The following is a 17,470-nucleotide window of genomic DNA, read 5'->3' on the forward strand; positions in this document are numbered from 1 at the left end:
TTTCGGTCGTTTGTCCAGATTATCGACCGCGACCCACGCTCGAAAGGGGCGAAGGCGGACTCCAACCATTTCCGCACGCCGTCTTCGTTCGCTGGCGGCGTCACCCGCGCTCGACACGCCGCTGCTAGCATCGGAGACGACCATCGACCCCCGGGAGTTTCACCGTGACGACCATTCGCACCCGGCGCACGACGCAGGGAACTGCGGTGCGCACGGCGCTCGAATCCATGGCCGGATTCATCTCAGCCCAGGAGCTCCATCGTCGCCTCGCCGATGACGGCCTGAAGATCGGTATCGCCACGGTGTACCGACAGTTGAATACGCTGGTCGACAATCAGGAAGCCGACGCGATTTCGACTCCCGACGGCCAGTTGTACCGGGCGTGCGATGATCCGCAGACGCATCACCACCACATGGTGTGCACGAGCTGCGGTACGACGATCGAGATCGAGCCTCCCGATGAAGCGTGGTTCACCTCGGTGGCGCGTACGCACGATTTCGAGATCCATTCGCACACGCTCGAGGTCTTCGGCATCTGTGCGGAGTGCCGTTCCGCGGGGCGCTCGTAGTCCACTTATACTGAGAACGATTATCGATCTCCCGTGACCCGTGGCACAACCATGCCGCTGCGCTCGGAAAGTATGGAGGCGGCATGCACCTGACCGCCACACGCCCGCGCAACGTCATCCCCATCGCCATCGCTGCCGCCGCGCTGCTCGCCGCGATCGGAGTCCGCGCGCTGACCGATCGTGCCGGAGCCGCCCTCGCGCTGCCCACCGCGATCGCCGACTTCGTGACACTCGCGCTGAGCGTGTTTATCGAGTCGCTGCCGTTCGTGTTCCTCGGCATCCTGCTCTCGACCGCGGTGCAGGTGTGGGTGCCGCAGCGACTCATCGATCGACTGCTCCCCCGCACGCCAGCGCTGCGGCGAGCCGTCCTCTCGGTAACCGGCATCCTGCTCCCGGTATGCGAGTGCGGCAACGTGCCCCTGGCCCGCGGGCTCATGCTGCGCGGATTCTCGGTGCCGGAAGCCGTGACCTTTCTCCTCGCCGCCCCCGTACTGAACCCGGTCACGATCATCACGACCTATCAGGCGTTCGGCTGGAGCGACGGAATTCTCGCCGCCCGCATCATCGGCGGGTTCGTCATTGCCAACCTCGCGGGATGGCTCCTCAGCCGCTCATCGAATCCCGCGTCCGCACTGACACGCGAGTTCAGGGCGCACTGCGAGCACGGCGACGAACACCAGCGCGGCAGCCGCTGGCAGCGCAGCCTCCTCGGCATCGCAGAAGAGACCAGCGCACTCATGCCTGCGCTCATCATCGGCTCGGCGATCGCCGGCGCGATTCAGGTCGGAGCTCCGCGCGACCTCCTCGTGACCCTCGGCGCGCACCCGCTCTGGTCGGTGCTCGCGCTCATGCTTCTGGCATTCGTCATCGCGATCTGCTCGAGCGTGGATGCATTTTTCATCCTTTCGCTGAGCACCACGTTCCTGCCCGGCAGCATCGTCGCATTTCTGCTCTTCGGAGCAATGATGGACGTCAAGATGCTGGCTCTGCTGCGCACCACGTTCACGGCGCGCACGCTGGTACTCGTGACAGCGCTGGTCGCCCTCTGCTGCCTCGTCACCGGATGGGGGCTCAATCTTGTCGCCTGATCGCTTCGCGAAGTACTGGCGCGGCCTGCTGCTCAGCGGAATCGGGATCGCCGCCGTGGCCTGGCTCGCCGCCACTGGGCGATTGAGTTGGTACGTGCACCCCCGCTATCTGTGGTTCACCGTGTCGCTGAGTGCCATCGCCGCGATCGCTCTCATCGCCGCCGTGCCCGTGGTACGGCGGGCACGAGATCAGCACGAACACGCGCACGGGCCGGCGCACGATGAGCCGCACACGCACGGCGATCCCGCAGCCCCAGCGCCCCGCCGCACGGCACGCCGCCTCATACACACCACCGGTGCCGCACTGCTGGTGGGCGGTACCGCCGCCGCGCTGCTCATCGCTCCACCCACCACGCTCTCGGCAGCGACCGCGCAGCAGCGGGAGGTCAACGCGGGCGGAGGCGGCGGCACTGCCGATATGAATGCCGCCGATGAAGATCGGGATGCTCGCGACTGGGCCATGCTGCTGCGCCAGAACGGCGGCGCCGAGGCCGAGGGGCGCACCGCACGATTCATCGGGTTCGTGCTCGCCGGCCCCGATTCGCAAGCGGACCTGTTCTACGCCTCACGCTTTGTCGTGTCGTGTTGCGCCGTCGATGCCCAGCCGCTCGGCGTGCCGGTACTCGCACCCGGGTGGGCGCAGGATCACCCGGCGGGGTCGTGGGTCGAGGTCGAGGGTGCATTCGTGCCGAACCCCGACGTGACGAGCGACCAGCCGGTCGTGCTGCGCCCCTACTCGGTGACCGCGATCGCAGAGCCGGATGATCCGTATGTCTACTGAACGAGGGTTCGAGGCCGGTGCACGGCGGCGCGCTCGCGTCACCGCAATCGCGGTGTTCGCGATCCTGGTGCTGCTCGCGTCGGGTCTCGCGATCGCCAACCTCCTCCAGGCACCGCGACTGCAGTCGACCGATGCCAACACCGATCTGCTGGTGTCGCGCACCGCCCAACGGGTACAGCTTCACCTCAGTCAACCGGTCACCGAGATGGAGGCCACCGCCGTCTCCGTGACGCCCGCCGCCCCGTTCGAGGTCTCGACGAACGGCGGTACCATCACACTGCGGTTCACAGGCATGCTCGAGATCGACACGGAATACCGCATCTCAGCATCCGTGACGGGAGTCGCGACAGGGAGCTCAGGCACCGTCGAGGCAGCATTTCGCACGCCGGATCCACTGACGTACACGCTGGTGCGCGGAGAGACAGAGGATCGCCTGCTCGAGCATCGCGTGCATGATGCCACGGCCACGCGCACTGCCTTCGCCGCGCAGAACATCCAGGAGTACGCGCAGGTCGCGACCGGCCTCGCGGTCATCACACGCGATGACACCGGAAGCGCAGAACTCACCGTCCACGGACCGCACGCGAACCCTGGCAGCGGCGCGAGCGACCAACCGTTCCGCATCATGGGTCTCGCGGACCTCGGCCAGTTGCGCAGTGAACCCGACGGCGGGGTCCTCGGAATGGTCGGATCCGGCGTCGGCGAAGACGGCACGCACTACGACCGCACGCTCCTCATCATCGATCCACAAGCCATCATCGTGTCGACAGTGACCGACGACACCGGCGCCGCGCTGCCGGTTCGTGACTGGCGATTCATCCCCGGCACCACCTCGCTCGTATTCCAGACCCCCGATAAGCGCCTGCATGGCTGGGAGGCAGCTCCGACGCCGCGCAGCTTCGATCTGGGGGTCACCGGTGACCTCCTCGGCTTCGCACCCGGGAGTACGAACCTCGCAGTAGCGACGGAGTCGGGCGACGTGCTCCTCGACCTCTCGAGCATTGTGACCGGAACGTTCGCGGGCGCACCGCCGGCAACCCCCATCGATCACGGTGCGGGCGATCCGAACGCCACGCTTCCGCTCGACACGCACAGCGCGCTTGTGCGCACCGGGGCCTCGTCCGCCGCGCCAGCGGGAAGCCAGAGCGTCGCCCTCGCGACCGACGCGGTGCGGGTCGATCCACGATCGGCGGGGTCGCTGCTCGGCAATGGCAGCCTCGCGTCGGGCGGTCAGTTGCTTCGACTCGCGAGCGACGGCGCCGCCTCCGGCACCACCCAACCCGACGACCCCGCACCGATCGGCAGCACGCTCGTATACAGTCCCGCCGCCGGCGATACGGGTGTGGGGCGGGTCTGTGTCTCCCCGAATGGCGAATTCGCCGCGGTCGAGGCGGTGTCGCGCGAGGGAGCCCCCGATGAGGTGCCGGTCACGGGCGGGTACTCGCATACGACGACGAACTACGTGCGCCTCACGACAGGCGAGACCGTGCGCTCGGTGATCGGTGGGCTCAGCGACTGGTGCCGCTGAGCCCACCGACTCTGACTCAGCCCTGACGCCCCTTGAACCGGGGATTCTGCTTGTTGATGACGTACACCCGACCTCGCCGCCGTACGACTTGAGCTCCCGGTTGCTGCTTGAGCGACTTCAGTGACGCGCGAACTTTCATGTGCGATGCTCCGGTCCTTATTGATAAGAATTATCATTATAGTGGAAGCACAACAATGTACTGCCGCACCCCACACCTTCGGAGGCTCATATGACCGAGCACCACATCCCCGTCATCGCCATCGTCGGCGCCTGCGTGCCTGAACGCCGCGCCTACGCCTCACGCATGGCCGAGCGCGATCGCGCCATGCTCCTGTCAGCGGCTCGCCTCGCGGTCGCCATGGATCCGATTCGCGAGGCCATCGCGCTCGCCCCGTGGGCCGGTTCCGGAGGCAGCGTCGTGGTCGAGTTGCCCGCCGACATCCGGTCCACCGAACTCATCGGCGCGTTCTCGTCAGAGCCCGACGACCTGCGCCTCACCCGCGTCGTCTGCGTCGTCGACGCCAGTCACCTGCTCACCGACTTGATGCGCGACGACTATGTGCGTGTGCGAGGCAGCGCGCTGCACGTCGCGCGCTCCGAACTGCTGGTCACGCAGGTCGAATTCGCCTCGCACATCGTGCTCGTGAACTGGGAGACACTCTCGACACCCGATCTCTCCAGGCTCATGGCCCTCGCGAATCATCTCGCGCCTCGAGCACGACTCAGTCTCCGGCAGGGAGGCGGCTCCCTCGATGGCGGGGCGGCATCGATCGCCGACGGGGCAACGCATGCCCTCACTGCTAGGCAGGACGGCGCGGGGTGGATCGCGCTTCTCAACGGCGAATTCGATCCGCACATGACCGACCCGCGCGTCTGCGGGTTCCGCTACACCCACGAGCGCCCTCTGCACCCCGGGCGTCTGCAACAGGTGCTCGACCAGCGCATCGAACCGGGCGAGTTCGGCACGGTCGCGCGCTCCGCAGGGTTCTGCCGATTAGCGACCCGACCTGCCACCGTCGCGAGCTGGGATCACGTCGGGCGCGTCATCTCGTTCGAACCGCTCGGCAGTGGAGTCGGCGTCGACGCCGAGCTGCTCGCGATCGGCCAAGACCTCGCATTCATCGGCATCGACCTTGACCGCGACGGGCTCGGCTCTGCACTCGACGAGGCCGCCCTCACCGACGCCGAGTTCGAGGCCGGGCCCGAGGCGTGGCTCGCGCTTCCCGACCCGTTCCCCGAGTGGGCAACTGCTGACGACGCGCACGAGTAAGCCGGGCGGCGCTGGTCGGCACCGCCCGGCTCACTCCGCGCCCTGCGGCGGCACCCCAAGCTTCACGACTGGGGCGCCAGCACGCGTCGCTACACGCCGCTACTCGCCACGGGGCTTCCTCAGGATGAACCAGGCCGCAGCCGCAATCGCAACCACGGCGAACCCGCCGACCCCGATGCCGATGCCGAGCCCGCTCACGGGGCTCCGGGTCTCGGCGACGCGCTCGTCGGCCGTGTCACCGCCGGCGGGGGCGGAGTTCGCCGCATCGCCGGGCGATCCGGCGGCCGTGCCACACTGTGGCGTCTCAGACCCTGTGGAGGCCTCTGCCCCCGCCTGGGGCGCGTAGGTGAACGTGTACTCCTCGGAGATGGGATGCCCGTCGGATGAGACCACCCGCCACTCGACCTGATACTCGCCAGCTGCACCCAACGCGATGGGGGCGGTGACGACGGGGCCGGCGAGTGTGGGGCACCCGGTCTCGTAGTACTTGCCGTCTGGGCCGATCACCTGCACCAGGTTGCTGCCATCGAGGCCGAGCGGTGAGTTGTTGAACTGCAGGGTGATGCTGTCGAGCGACTCGACGGTGGTGCCCGCGAGCGGGTCCGCGCTCACGAGACTGTCGTGTGCGAACGCCGCCGTCGCCACTGCGGGCACCGCGACGAGCGCGACGAGCGCGCCCGCCGCTGCGAGCCGAATGCGGTGCGCGAGCGTCACGCCGACGCCTTGCGGGCGCGCGCCAGAGCGAGGGCACCGAGCAGGGCGCCTCCGGCGGCGATCACGAGTGCGGCGATGCTCAGACCGAGCGTCACGCCGCTCGAATCCGTCGCCGCTGCGGTCTCCGTTTCAGTGGCTGCCGTGTCGTGGTCGCCCGCTGCGGCACCGCTCGCGTGGTGATCGTCAGCCGGCGGGGCATCATTCACCCAGAGCACGGGGGCGGGCTCGAGCGTGTCGTCAGCCGCGACTTCTTCAGGGGTCGCCTGCCACTCGACAACCGAGCCGTCGCTGTAGGTCTGGGTGACCGGGATAACGATGTGGCCGGTGTCGGCGATCGGGCCGACCGACAGCGTAAACATCTGCACCTGGCCGGGCTCGATGCCGGCGCCATCCGCCGTGTAGGTCACGGTCACCGGGGCCTCGCTGATGGTGTTGCCGAGCACCTCGACCGGCTTCGGCAGTTGCTCGTCATCGATCGTCGCCGACCAGCCTGCCACGGGCTGGTACGAAACATGCGAGAACGGGGTGTCTTCGGGCAGATGGAATTCGAGCTTGGTGGTGCTCGCCGTCTCCGACTCGGTCGGCGCGCGGAAGGTGAGGTACGACCATCCGCCCGACTCGACCTGGTCAGGGGTGACGGTCACGTGAGCCGATGCCGCCAGCGGAGCGGCGACGGCGAGAACGGCGCCCGCGGCGATGCCCGACAGGGTGCGGACGAAGAACTGGGTACGGGTGTGCTGAGACATGGAATAACTCCGGTGATGTTGAGGGTGCGCGGCGGCGACCACAGGCTCCGCCCCCGCGCGATGCGCGGTACGGGCAGAGCTCCGCGGCGGCGAACGGCCGTCACGCGAGTGATGTGCTGGGAGGGTTACGCCGCGACGGGCGGCCCTCGCAGACGCATCACCGTGAGCACCGCGAGCCGTGGCATGCTCAGGCGCCAGGTCTCCGGGATGGGTTCGGGATCGCCGAAGGCTCGCGGGCTCCACTGCAACAGAGCCGAGACGCGCGCAAGGCGCACGAGCCCGAGGATCGCCACAACCGTGCGCTCCCCCACCCCGAGGGCGAGCACCGTGATGACGGCGGCGCAGACGTGCGCGATCCACATCGCCGGAGTGGCGTGCGCGGTGTGCGCAACAGCCTCGAGCGCGGGCGATGCTCCCGACGAGGTCATCGCCGCTGCCGTCGCGTGCAGATGCGCGCCTCCGGACGCCGGCCACCCGAATGACCCCTCGCCGAGACCGACGAGGAGCAACCCGTGGAAGGCGAACTGGCTGGCGCCGACGGCAATCGAGAGACGCACCCACGAGAGCGATCGACCCGCGAGCGCAACGCAGACCGGGGCCGCGAAGACGAGCGCCAGCAGCACGCCGAGCAGCGGGGCCGGGCTCCCGTCGGCGAGCGAGTGCGAGAACGCGGCAACGAACGTTGCGACGCCCGCAGCGATCAGGCCTCGGCCTGCTCGCTCGCCCCGTGTCGATTCCACGCTCCGATCCTACCCGGGCGACGATCCGCTCGCGTTGCGAGCACGCACGCCAAGCGGGTCAATATCCGAAATCCGAACCGACTCGCAACAGCGGTGCACTCGCATTTCGGCCGACGGCGCATCTAAAGTGGGAGGATCATCCAAAATCCCATCGGCCGAGTGTCGATACTGCCGGGCATGTCTCCAGGCCCCGCACGCCCCGAAACCGAGGTTCCCATGCGCATGCACAACGCCACACCCCGCACCCGTATCCGGTTCACCGCTGCATCGACGCTCGCGGTCGCCGCCGCGATGCTGCTGAGTGGATGCACGGGCGGAGCATCCGATGCGTCACCCGAAGACGAGGCTGTTGGCCCACTGCAGCAGTATCTGTCGGCACTCTACGACGAGAACGAATTCACGCAAGAGAAACTCGACGAGCAGAACGCGAAGTCGGAAGCCCTGATCGCCGAGTGCATGACGAAGGAGGGTTTCGAATACCAGCCCAGCACGAACAGCGGCAGCGTCATGTACAGCTCCGATACCGACGGCGACGAACCTGAATGGGGTTCCCTTGAGTTCGCCGAACAGTACGGCTACGGCATCACCTCCTGGCCGGGTGATGACGAAGCGGAGGAAGACGTGGAGGAGTACGTCGATCCCAACGGCACCTATCTCGAATCACTCAGCGAATCTGAGCGCGAAGCCTTCTACGAAACCCTGTACGGCCCGCAAGACGAATCCGCGCTCGATGAAGACGGTAGTTACGAATACGACTGGAAGACCGCCGGGTGCCAGGGTGCCGCTCAGCACGAGCTCCAAGACACGCAGGGCGGATCGCAGGCGGCATACGAAGACCCGCAGTTCGCGGAGCTCTTCGAAGCGATGAACGCGGTGTACGAACCTTTCTACAGTGAGGAAGCGAATGCACCCGAGGTCGCCGATCTCGATCAGCAGTGGGCGTCGTGCATGGCCGACCGCGGCATCGATGAGTTCACGTCGCCGAACACGGCTGCCCAAGAGGTTTCGGAGGAGAGCAATGCGCTGTACTCCGGGGGCGGTGAAGACGAATACTCCGAGCCTGATCAGGAGCAGCTGGCAGCGTTCAAGAAGCGCGAGATCGAGGTCGCGGTAGGCGACGCGACGTGCAAGAAGCAGGTCGACTACGACCAGAAGCTGCAGAAGCTCACCTTTGCCGCGGAGCAGGAGTTCATCGACGAGCACCGCTCCGAGCTCGATGCCCTCGTCGCGCAGTACGGCGTCAAGAAGTAAGCCCGTGGGTTGGGGATTCGTGCGCCGCAGTCGCGCCGGGGCCGAGCGCGCCTCCGAGACCTCTGAGACGCCCCTGAACATTGAGGGGTCTCCTGCGCAGGTGACTGAGCGCAGCGACCAGCCGGATCAGCCGGTCGTCGGTCGTGCGCGTCGAGCTTGGGCCGGCACCCGCCTCGTCGCGCTGATCGCCGGCGTCGCCGTGATCTCGTTGTTGGTCGGCATCGGCGTGATGCAGTTCATCGTGTCCCCCACCGAGGTCGCTGCTCGCACGGCGGCACCCGAGGCCGGCCCGATCACCGCGCCCATCGAGGAGCGCAGCATCGAGAACACGGTCGTCACACGCGGCGAGGTGACCTACGCCGATGCAGTCGCCGTCGCCATCGACTCGGGGGCGGCCGGCGATCGACCGGTGATTACCGGGCACGTACCCGAGGTGGGCGCGGTGCTCCAGTCCGGCAGCATCGCTCTCGAGATTGCCGGGCGGCCGGTCATCGTGCTTCCCGGGGAGCTTCCGGCATATCGCAGCCTGAGCGTCGGTATGCGCGGTCCTGACGTCGTGCAGCTGAAGTCCGCGCTGGGCTCGCTCGGGTATGCCGCCGGAGACCTCGGCAACGACACGTTCGAGTGGGACACGGCGGCAGCCGTCGGTGCCGTCTACGACCAGATCGGGTATGCCCCCGCTACCGGCGGCGACGAGGCGGTAGACGCGCTCCAGAACGCCGAACGCGCGGTGCGGGATGCCAACGTGTCACTCGCCCAGGCGCAGTCGGCATTGAATCAGGCCCGTGACGCAGCGAACGAGGCCGCCGAAGTCGGAGCCGCTGCCGCCGATCTGCTCGCGGAACAAGCTGCGGTGACCTCCGCAAACGATCTGCTCTCGGACGCGCAGGACGAGCTCGCGACCGCTCAGGAGCGCGTGCTCCCCACGCTTCCGTCGAGCGAGGTGCTGTTTCTCAGCGACCTGCCGCGACGCGTCGACGACGTCTCCGTGTCTCGCGGCGACGTGCTCTCAGGTTCACCCATGAGCGTGTCGGGCGCAACACTCACCATTGTCGGCACGATTTCCGCGCAAGACGCTGAACTGCTCGTGGAGGGCGCTGTCGCGACCTTTCCCGGCCCCGACGGCGCCGACATCCAAGCGACGGTGGCGAGCATCGAAGCTCCCAAGAAGCGCAGCGGCGGTTCCGCGAACGGCGGTGACGGCGAGACCAGCGGCAGCGACAGTGGAGGCTCTCCCGGTTCAGGAGGCGACGCTGACACCTCGTCGCGCTACACGGTGCACTTCGCCCCGAGCGACCTCACGAGCGACCAGATCGAGGCGCTGCGGGGCACCAACGTGCGCGTGCGCGTTCCCGTTGCGAGCACCGACGGCGACGTGCTCGCGGTGCCGATTGCGGCGCTGTCGTCGGGCTCGGGCGGGCAAGATCGCGTCGAGCTCCTCGTCGATCTTCGCGATGGTGCCGATGCCGAGACCGAACTCATCAACGTCACCGCCGGACTCGCCGCAGACGGGTATGTCGAAATCTCCAGCGACGACCGGCGCATCGCGTCGGGCGTGAAGGTCGTGGTCGGCCGGTGAGCGAGCTGACGCGCCTGCTCGCGGAACCCTCGGGAGTGTCGACCGACGAGGCGATCGCTGATGCATCGCTCGGTGATCCCACGCCCGCACCTGGCCGCCCACGGGCGCAGGATCGCCGAACCGTGCGAGCCGCGCGACGCCGCGCACGTCAGCACGCCCACGAGGCGACCGCGAGCGTCGACGCGGGCGCGCTCGGCGCCGGCGATCCCGACTTCGCCGGACCGCTCATCGCACTTGACGACGTCACCCGATTCTTCCCCGGACCGCCCCCGGTGAACGCGCTCCGCGGCGTCACGCTCAGCGTCGGTCGCGGCGACTACCTCGCGATTATCGGCCCGTCGGGCTCGGGCAAATCGACCATGCTCAACACCCTGGGATTGCTGGATCGCCCGAGCACCGGCGACTTCCGCTTCGAGGGCATCGACGTCGGCGATCTTGGGGAAGACGCCCGCGCCGCTCTGCGCGCCAGCGCTATCGGCTTCGTCTTCCAGTCGTTCCACCTCATGCCCACGCGCACCGTGCTCGAGAACACGATGCTCGCGGGTACCTACGCCGGACTGTCACGCGTGGAGCGCGAGCCGCTGGCGCGTGCGGCGCTCGAGCGAGTCGGGCTCTCGCATCGCGTCGACTTCTTTCCCAATACCCTCTCGGGCGGCGAACGCCAGCGCGTCGCCATCGCCCGGGCCGTGAGCACGTCGCCGCGCCTCCTGCTCGCAGACGAGCCCACCGGCAACCTCGACCGCGGGAACTCCCAGGCGATCCTGAGCCTCTTCTCCGATCTCAGCGCCGACGGACTCACCATTGTGATGATCACCCACGATGCGCACGTCGCAGCGGCCGCGCACCGACGCGTCCGTATGCACGACGGCGTACTCTCGGAGGCCGAGTAGTGCGGCAGCGCATCAGCGTCTGGGCGGCACGGCCTCGAGTTCCGTGGCAGCGACGAGTGAACACCGGAATTTCGGGCCGAGACCTGCTGCGAGAAACGCTTGAGGGGGTCGGGGCGCGCCCGTCGCGTCTCATCATCACCCTGATCGGCACCGTGCTCGGCATCGCTTCGCTCGTCGCGACCATCGGATTCGCACAGACTGCCGCGGGCCAGATCGCCCAGCAGTTCGACGCGCTCTCCGCGACCCGCGTCACCGTGGAGCCGGGGTCCACGAAAGCCGCCAACGGGAAAGATCGCGCGACAGCGTCACTGCCGTGGGATTCCGTCGAGCGGGTCTCAGACCTCGCCGGAGTCGAGTACGCGGCGCTCGTCGCCAAACCCGCCCGGGCGCCGAAGGTCGACGCGGTGCAGGTGCAAGATCCCTCCGCCGCGCAGCAGGCGTCTCCCGCAGTGATCGCCGCCTCCCCCGAACTCCTCGAAACCGTCGACGGCCGGTTGCAGACCGGGCGCTTCTTCGACGCCGGGCACGACAATCGCACGGACCGGGTCGCGGTGCTGGGCGCTGGAGCTGCTGAGCGACTCGGGGTGAACCGCGTCACCGGGCAGCCGGCCGTCTTCATCGACGATCACTCGTATACCGTCCTCGGCATACTCGACGCCGTGGGCACTCGGAAGCCGCTGCTCGACTCAGTGATCGTGCCCATCTCGACGGGGCGCGATGAACTCGGAGTCGCTTCCGCCGAGAGCCTCGACATCCGCATCGACCTGGGTGCCGGCGAGGTCGTCGCGCATCAGGCTCCGATCGCCCTCAATCCGAACTCACCCGACGGTTTCAAGATCGGCGCACCGTCGTCGTCGAGCGCGCTGCGCCAGGGTGTGCAGGCCGACGTGAATGTGCTCTTCCTGGCGATCGGTATCGTCGCACTCATCGGCGGCGGCATCGGCATCGCCAATGTCACCCTGCTCTCCGTGTCAGAGCGTCGCGGAGAGATCGGCCTGCGCCGTGCCCTCGGCGCGCGCACGCGCGACATCGCCTGGCAGTTCATGTTCGAATCGCTGACCACCGGTGTGCTCGGCGGACTCATGGGTGTGGTGGTCGGGCTCTTCGCCCTGATCGGCGTGTGCCTGGTGCAGCAGTGGACGCCGGTCATCGCACCGTGGGCCGCGCCGGTCGGGGTCGCCGTCGGCGCACTCGTGGGACTCGCCGCCGGCGGCTACCCCGCGATCAAGGCCGCGCGCATCGAACCCGTCGATGCGCTCCGCGACGGCTGACCCCGGCCCCGCTGGGGTCAGCGCTGCCCGGCCTGCCAATCGGCCACCGCGCGCCGCTCCTCGGCGACCTTGTCCACGTGCTCGGCGCGCAGTCGTGCGTGCTCCGGGTTCTTGCGCAGCACCAGGTAACCGATGGCCACGACAAGGAACCAGACCGGTGTCGCGATGAGCCCCGCGAGCGTATCGGGATCCTGGGTGAAGGCCCACAGCAGGAAGACGAAGAACGCGATGACGACGAACGGCATCGTGCGACCCAGGGGCATCTTGAACCGGCTCTGCTCGTGATCCTGCGGACGCCGGCGGCGATACACGAGGTAGCTGATGAGAATCATGGTCCAGACGAACATGAAGCACAGCGACGAGATCGTGGTCACAATCGAGAATCCGGTCGACTTGTCGAGACCGGTGAGCAGCAGCACGAGCGAGCTCAGCAGCAGCACTCCTGTGAGGAACAGCGCGTTACGCGGCACCTTCGCGCGCGTCAGCTTCGCGAAGAGACGCGGGGCGTCGCCACTCGTCGCAAGCGTGTAGACCATGCGCGACGTCGAGTAGATGCCTGAATTGGCCGAGGAGGCGGCCGACGTCAGCACGACGAGGTTGACGAGGTGGGCCGCCGCGCCGATGCCGGCGAGCGAGAAGAGCATGACGAACGGAGACTCGTCTTTGCTGAACGCGATCCACGGCACCACCGACATCAGGATGACCAGCGAACCCACGTAGAAGAGGAGGATGCGAATCGGGATGGCGTTGATCGCCTTCGGCAGATTGTGCTCCGGGTTCTTCGTCTCGGCCGCAGCTGTGCCGACGAGTTCGACGCCAACAAAAGCGAACACGGCGATCTGAAAGCCCATGATGAAGCCCATGAATCCGCCGCCGAAGAACCCGCCGCCGACCGTGAACAGGTTCGCGAACGAGGCCGTGGCTTCGACCGTGCCGCCCGAATGGGTATCGGTGTACAGGTTCGTGAAGCCCGTCGCGATGAGCACGATACCGGCGACGATGAGCGCCACGATCGCGACGATCTTGATCATCGCGAACCAGAACTCAGTCTCGCCAAAGCCGCGCACCGAGGGCAGGTTGAGCAGCATCAGCAGCACGATGATGGCGACCGCCGGAATCCAGCTCGGCAGTACCGGCAGCCAGTACTTCACGTAGACGGAGGCGATGACGATGACATCTGCGACGCCCGTGACCACCCAGCAGAACCAATAGGTCCACCCGACGAAGAACGCAGCGGCGGGCCCCAAGATGTCGCCGGCGAAGTCCGCGAAGTTGCGGTAGTGGGTGCGGCTGAGCAGCAGCTCCCCCATGGCGCGCATGACGAAGTAGAGCATGAAGCCGATGATCATGTACACCAGAACGACCGAGGGCCCGGCGACCGAGATGGTCTTGCCCGACCCCATGAAGAGCCCCGTGCCGATGGCCCCGCCGATGGCGATCAATTGGATGTGCCGATTGCTCAGCGCCCGTTCGAGCCCGTTCCCCGGTGTGTGTTGAGTTTCAGATTGCAGCATGAACCTCTGCGTTCCTTTCTCTCTCCGCATCATTGCGGCGTATCGCTGGTACTTCCCGATGCCAGGCTAGCGCGGAACGGAGGGGCGCGATTGCACGGCGCGCGGCGCCAACTGCCCGGCGAGCATCGCCAGCAGCGCGAGCGCGAAGCCACCGATCTGCAGCGGGTTGAGCGCTTCGCGGGCGATGCCGGCACCGAGAAGTGCGGCGACGAGTGGCGAGAGCAGGCCCAGCAGCGCCGTCGCGGTCACGGGCAATTGCCGGATACCGGCCATCCAGATCGTGTAACTCACGAGCGCACCGGCGAGCCCCAGCCACAGGTACCCGGCGAGCGCCGGAGCGTCGATACCGGCAGGCACACCATCGATGAGCAGCGCAGGTGCGAGCAGCACGAGGCCCGCCGCGGTGAGCTGCCACCCGGCAAACCCGATCGCCGAGACTCCGTCGGGGCGCCCCCAGAGTTTCGCGAGCACGACACCGGTCCCCATCGAGGCGGCGCCAGCGAGCCCGGCTACGACGCCGATCGCGTCAAGACCGGCCCCGGGGCCGGGTACGACAAGCCCCACGCCAATCACCCCGACGACGCCCCAGAGCATCCGCCAGCTCGACAGCCGCTCGCGCAGGATCAGCACGGCGAGCACGGCAACCACCATGGGCTGGGCAGCGCCGAGCGTCGCCGCGACGCCCCCGGGCAGATGTTGCGCCGAGAGGAAGAGCAGCGGGAAGAACGCCCCCATGTTGAGCGTGCCGAGCACCAGACTCTTCCACCACCAAGAACCTTTCGGCAGTGCGCGTGCCACGGCGAGCGCGATCAGGCCGGCGGGAAGCGCCCGCATGAGGGCGGCGAAGAACGGGTGCCCGGGCGGCAGAAGGTGAGTGGTGACGATGTACGTCGACCCCCAGATCGCGGGAGCGAGCGCGGTGAGCGCGGTCCAGCCGAAGCGTGAGGACATCGCTGAAAATTTCTGCATGCATCGAGCCTCGCCGGGATCACCCCCATGCGTCCAACACATCTGTTGCATGGAATTCATGATCTGCAATCATGAATATATGGAACTGCAGCAACTCAGGTACGCGGTCGCGCTCTCCGAGGAGCGCAGTTTCACGAGAGCCGCAGAGCGCTGCTTCGTGGTGCAGTCGTCACTGAGCCATCAGATCAAAGCCCTCGAACGCGAAGTCGGCGTCGCCCTCTTCGCTCGCACCAGCCGACGAGTCGAGGTGACGGCCGCCGGCGAAGCATTCGTTGCGTCAGCACGGGCGGCACTCGACGCGGCGGATCGCGCGGCCACCGATGCGGTCGCCGCCGCGGGCGAGATCCGGGGCAGCCTCGCGATCGGCATGATTCCGACTGCGACACGGCTCGACATCCCCGCAGCACTCCGCGAGTTCCGCGACCTGCATCCCTCGGTGTCGGTGTCGCTCCGTGTGGGCGGAAGCGACGTCTTTATCGCCGAGATCGCATCCGGGGCCGTCGACATCGCGGTCCTGGGCCTCCCTGAGTCGACCGTGCTTGCCGGCGTCGCGTTTCGAGAGCTCGCCAGAGAACGTCACGTGGCCGTCGTCGCCCCCGGTCATCGGCTCGCACGGCGGCGTCGGCTCGACCTGGCCGATCTGGCGGATGAGCCGGCCATCGACTTCCCCCGGGGCACACCGGGTCGCGCGCAATCCGACGGCGCGTACCGAGCGGCCGGCGTGCAGCGCTCGGTGATGTACGAGGCGATGAGCACCGGGTTGACCCTCGAACTCGTGCGGCAGGGACTCGGGGTCGCGCTGCTTCCTCCGAACACGATCCGTTCCGAGCCCGGCATTTGCGAGATTCCGCTCACCGATGGGCCCGCGCGCGTCGAGTATCTCGCGTGGAGCGAGTTCAATCCCAGTCCGGCGGCACGCGCATTTCGCTCCGTGCTCGATCGCGCTGCACCGCGAACCGTCTGACACAATGGGGGCATGACGTCAGCCCGCGCCAGTGCAGCCCTCCGGGGTACGGCCGCGGCGGCGCTGGCGACCTTTGTCGCACTGCTCTCGCATGTCGCGGGCGGCGGCGAGGTGCCGAGGGCGCTCGGTATCGTCGTACCGCTGGTACTCTCGACGCTCGTCTGCGTCGCGCTCGCCGGTCGCAGACTGTCGCTCCCCCGACTGACGATCTCCGTCGCAGCCAGCCAGTTCCTCTTCCACGCGCTCTTTATTCTCGGCGCGACGAACGCAGCTGCATCGACCTCCGCGTCGGCGATGCCGAAGCACGTGCACGCCGTCACGTCGAGCTTCGACCCGTCGACCGCAACCTCCGCGCATCTCGGGCACGCCGGTGCCGCAATGTGGGTCGCGCACGCCATCGCATGTCTCCTCACCGTCATCGCGCTCTCCTGCGCTGAGACGTCGCTCGCCTCATTGGCCGCACTGGCGCGGCTCCTGATGGCGAGCCTGTCTCGGCTGCGGCCGGTCGCACCCGAAATTTCCGGGCCGTCTGCGTCGGTGGCGCGGCTCACCCCGTTCCACGATTCCAACGCGGTGGTCTTGCCGCTCGGCGTGTATCCCTCGGTGCACGCGCGCCGTGGTCCTCCGGCGCTGACCGCTTCCTTCTGAACCGCCCCGTCTGCACCACGAGGCGCGTCGCACTGTCCTGACACACGGGGCGTGACGCACGTCCTGCGCGCGGGCGACTGCGACGCGCGCGCGATGCCCGTGCGACCGACTCGATGCATCGGATTCGGTCGCACACTGGCCCTGTGCGCCCGCTTCCGGAGGCACCTCGATGCCGCCCGCATGCACGCGGGCGCTCGAACTGCACCCATCGATGACCGTCATCACCGCTTCGAAAGGCACGGCTATGCCCTGCACCCCGTCCACACGCTCACCCGACCCTGCGCGACACCGATGGCGTCCTCGCGCCCGATCCATCCGCGATGCCCAGAGTGCTCGCGGGCGGATCGGCGCGATCGTGCTCTGCGCTGCCGCAATCCTGTTCGGGAGCGCGTCACCCGCGTTCGCGCACGATCAGCTGGTGTCGAGCACTCCCGCCGAGTCGGCGCGCCTCGCCTCAGCTCCGACGGAGATCTCGCTCGAGTTCTCCGACCGAGTACTCACCGTCGGCGCGGTCGTGCTGCTCGTCGATCAGGATGGCACGGAGTGGGTGAACGCCGCGCCTGAGCTCGACGGGCCGAGAGTGAGCGTGCCGGTTGAGAGCGCACTGCCCGACGGGAACTACGAGGTGCGCTGGCGCGTGGTCTCGTCTGACGGGCATCCGATCAGCAGCGTCATTCCGTTCACGGTCGGAGACGGAGTGCCGACCTCCAACTCCGGAGCCTCGTCGAATTCGAACGCCCCCGCCCCGGTGTCGCCAAGCGAGAGCGTGATCCAGGCTCCCGAGGCATCGGCTCACGCCGCGTCGCGGGCGACGGACACCGGGAGCGTCTGGCGCACGGTCATCATCGGGTTCGGCGGTGCCGCAATCGCCCTCCTCGGGTTCGCACTCTGGTCGCGCAGGAAGCGGCGACCCCACTCCTCATCCGATGCGTCGCGCTGACGCCGATC

Annotated in this window: 18 protein-coding genes; 12 read left to right on the top strand and 6 right to left on the bottom strand. The window is 67.8% G+C overall.

Annotated elements, in window-relative coordinates; all coding sequences use genetic code 11:
* The first annotated feature begins 164 nt into the window (after positions 1-164).
* The 4 genes from ACZF5Y_RS10810 (at position 165) to ACZF5Y_RS10825 (ending at position 3,966) form a co-directional block, all read left to right on the top strand.
* Complete coding sequence (locus ACZF5Y_RS10810; RefSeq protein WP_497532655.1) at positions 165-569, top strand: Fur family transcriptional regulator; 405 nt, start codon at positions 165-167, stop codon at positions 567-569.
* A gap of 83 nt (positions 570-652) precedes the next feature.
* The gene (locus ACZF5Y_RS10815; protein WP_497532656.1) at positions 653-1,657 is read left to right on the top strand and encodes a permease; all 1,005 of its coding nucleotides are present in this window, start codon (positions 653-655) and stop codon (positions 1,655-1,657) included.
* Entirely contained in the window at positions 1,647-2,438 is a 792-nt protein-coding gene (locus ACZF5Y_RS10820) for a TIGR03943 family putative permease subunit (RefSeq protein ID WP_497532657.1), read from the top strand. Before ACZF5Y_RS10815 ends, ACZF5Y_RS10820 begins: the two co-directional genes overlap by 11 nt.
* A complete protein-coding gene (locus ACZF5Y_RS10825) occupies positions 2,428-3,966 on the top strand; it encodes a hypothetical protein (protein WP_497532658.1) in 1,539 nt (512 codons plus the stop codon). The genes ACZF5Y_RS10820 and ACZF5Y_RS10825 overlap by 11 nt, the downstream gene beginning before the upstream one ends.
* A 16-nt stretch (positions 3,967-3,982) precedes the next feature.
* Here the strand turns inward: ACZF5Y_RS10825 and ykgO are convergent, their stop codons facing one another.
* Positions 3,983-4,105, bottom strand: coding sequence for a type B 50S ribosomal protein L36 (gene ykgO / locus ACZF5Y_RS10830; protein ID WP_053388021.1), 123 nt, complete (start codon positions 4,103-4,105; stop codon positions 3,983-3,985).
* A 90-nt stretch (positions 4,106-4,195) separates the two neighbouring features.
* On the opposite strand from ykgO, the gene ACZF5Y_RS10835 reads away from it, so the two are divergent.
* Positions 4,196-5,236, top strand: a complete 1,041-nt coding sequence (locus ACZF5Y_RS10835) for a GTP-binding protein (protein ID WP_497532659.1) — start codon at positions 4,196-4,198, stop codon at positions 5,234-5,236.
* A 99-nt stretch (positions 5,237-5,335) separates the two neighbouring features.
* Here ACZF5Y_RS10835 and ACZF5Y_RS10840 read toward each other — a convergent pair whose 3' ends face one another.
* From ACZF5Y_RS10840 to ACZF5Y_RS10850, 3 genes are all read right to left on the bottom strand, one after another.
* Entirely contained in the window at positions 5,336-5,950 is a 615-nt protein-coding gene (locus ACZF5Y_RS10840) for a copper resistance CopC family protein (RefSeq protein ID WP_497532660.1), read from the bottom strand.
* Positions 5,947-6,696 carry a YcnI family copper-binding membrane protein gene (locus tag ACZF5Y_RS10845; protein ID WP_497532661.1) on the bottom strand — a complete coding sequence of 250 codons (750 nt, stop codon included), beginning with the start codon at positions 6,694-6,696 and terminating at the stop codon, positions 5,947-5,949. The genes ACZF5Y_RS10840 and ACZF5Y_RS10845 overlap by 4 nt, the downstream gene beginning before the upstream one ends.
* Positions 6,697-6,821: 125 nt before the next feature.
* On the bottom strand, positions 6,822-7,436 hold the full coding sequence (locus ACZF5Y_RS10850; protein ID WP_497532662.1) for a hypothetical protein: 615 nt from the start codon (positions 7,434-7,436) through the stop codon (positions 6,822-6,824).
* A 177-nt stretch (positions 7,437-7,613) separates the two neighbouring features.
* Here ACZF5Y_RS10850 and ACZF5Y_RS10855 point away from each other — a divergent pair, with 177 nt between their 5' ends.
* The 4 genes from ACZF5Y_RS10855 to ACZF5Y_RS10870 are packed head-to-tail and all read left to right on the top strand — an operon-like array spanning position 7,614 to position 12,427.
* Complete coding sequence (locus ACZF5Y_RS10855; protein WP_497532663.1) at positions 7,614-8,687, top strand: hypothetical protein; 1,074 nt, start codon at positions 7,614-7,616, stop codon at positions 8,685-8,687.
* 4 nt (positions 8,688-8,691) lie between these two features.
* Positions 8,692-10,266, top strand: a complete 1,575-nt coding sequence (locus ACZF5Y_RS10860; protein ID WP_497532664.1) for a hypothetical protein — start codon at positions 8,692-8,694, stop codon at positions 10,264-10,266.
* A complete protein-coding gene (locus ACZF5Y_RS10865) occupies positions 10,263-11,156 on the top strand; it encodes an ABC transporter ATP-binding protein (protein WP_497532665.1) in 894 nt (297 codons plus the stop codon). The genes ACZF5Y_RS10860 and ACZF5Y_RS10865 overlap by 4 nt, the downstream gene beginning before the upstream one ends.
* Complete coding sequence (locus tag ACZF5Y_RS10870) at positions 11,156-12,427, top strand: ABC transporter permease (RefSeq protein ID WP_497532666.1); 1,272 nt, start codon at positions 11,156-11,158, stop codon at positions 12,425-12,427. Before ACZF5Y_RS10865 ends, ACZF5Y_RS10870 begins: the two co-directional genes overlap by 1 nt.
* A gap of 17 nt (positions 12,428-12,444) precedes the next feature.
* Here the strand turns inward: ACZF5Y_RS10870 and ACZF5Y_RS10875 are convergent, their stop codons facing one another.
* Both ACZF5Y_RS10875 and ACZF5Y_RS10880 read right to left on the bottom strand, forming a co-directional pair.
* A complete protein-coding gene (locus tag ACZF5Y_RS10875) occupies positions 12,445-13,941 on the bottom strand; it encodes an amino acid permease (protein WP_497532667.1) in 1,497 nt (498 codons plus the stop codon).
* Positions 13,942-14,007: 66 nt separating this feature from the next.
* Positions 14,008-14,910, bottom strand: coding sequence for an EamA family transporter (locus tag ACZF5Y_RS10880; protein WP_497532668.1), 903 nt, complete (start codon positions 14,908-14,910; stop codon positions 14,008-14,010).
* Between the two features lie 79 nt (positions 14,911-14,989).
* Here ACZF5Y_RS10880 and ACZF5Y_RS10885 point away from each other — a divergent pair, with 79 nt between their 5' ends.
* The 3 genes from ACZF5Y_RS10885 to ACZF5Y_RS10895 all read left to right on the top strand — a co-directional run bounded on the left by ACZF5Y_RS10885 (position 14,990) and on the right by ACZF5Y_RS10895 (position 17,462).
* On the top strand, positions 14,990-15,874 hold the full coding sequence (locus ACZF5Y_RS10885; RefSeq protein WP_497532669.1) for a LysR family transcriptional regulator: 885 nt from the start codon (positions 14,990-14,992) through the stop codon (positions 15,872-15,874).
* 12 nt (positions 15,875-15,886) lie between these two features.
* Positions 15,887-16,522, top strand: coding sequence for a hypothetical protein (locus ACZF5Y_RS10890; protein WP_497532670.1), 636 nt, complete (start codon positions 15,887-15,889; stop codon positions 16,520-16,522).
* 418 nt (positions 16,523-16,940) lie between these two features.
* A complete protein-coding gene (locus tag ACZF5Y_RS10895) occupies positions 16,941-17,462 on the top strand; it encodes a copper resistance CopC family protein (protein WP_497532671.1) in 522 nt (173 codons plus the stop codon).
* Positions 17,463-17,470: the final 8 nt, after the last annotated feature.

It is taken from the genome of Leucobacter sp. WKLB1 (assembly GCF_059696215.1).

What these genes read in the sequence shown, in the direction of transcription:
- ACZF5Y_RS10885 (WP_497532669.1), top strand. Translation starts at nt 14,990, where the DNA reads ATGGAACTGCAGCAACTCAGGTACGCGGTCGCGCTCTCCGAGGAGCGC.
- ACZF5Y_RS10845 (WP_497532661.1), bottom strand. Translation starts at nt 6,696, where the DNA reads ATGTCTCAGCACACCCGTACCCAGTTCTTCGTCCGCACCCTGTCGGGC.
- ACZF5Y_RS10825 (WP_497532658.1), top strand. Translation starts at nt 2,428, where the DNA reads ATGTCTACTGAACGAGGGTTCGAGGCCGGTGCACGGCGGCGCGCTCGC.
- ACZF5Y_RS10880 (WP_497532668.1), bottom strand. Translation starts at nt 14,910, where the DNA reads ATGCAGAAATTTTCAGCGATGTCCTCACGCTTCGGCTGGACCGCGCTC.
- ACZF5Y_RS10890 (WP_497532670.1), top strand. Translation starts at nt 15,887, where the DNA reads ATGACGTCAGCCCGCGCCAGTGCAGCCCTCCGGGGTACGGCCGCGGCG.
- ykgO (WP_053388021.1), bottom strand. Translation starts at nt 4,105, where the DNA reads ATGAAAGTTCGCGCGTCACTGAAGTCGCTCAAGCAGCAACCGGGAGCT.
- ACZF5Y_RS10875 (WP_497532667.1), bottom strand. Translation starts at nt 13,941, where the DNA reads ATGCTGCAATCTGAAACTCAACACACACCGGGGAACGGGCTCGAACGG.
- ACZF5Y_RS10855 (WP_497532663.1), top strand. Translation starts at nt 7,614, where the DNA reads ATGTCTCCAGGCCCCGCACGCCCCGAAACCGAGGTTCCCATGCGCATG.
- ACZF5Y_RS10815 (WP_497532656.1), top strand. Translation starts at nt 653, where the DNA reads ATGCACCTGACCGCCACACGCCCGCGCAACGTCATCCCCATCGCCATC.
- ACZF5Y_RS10835 (WP_497532659.1), top strand. Translation starts at nt 4,196, where the DNA reads ATGACCGAGCACCACATCCCCGTCATCGCCATCGTCGGCGCCTGCGTG.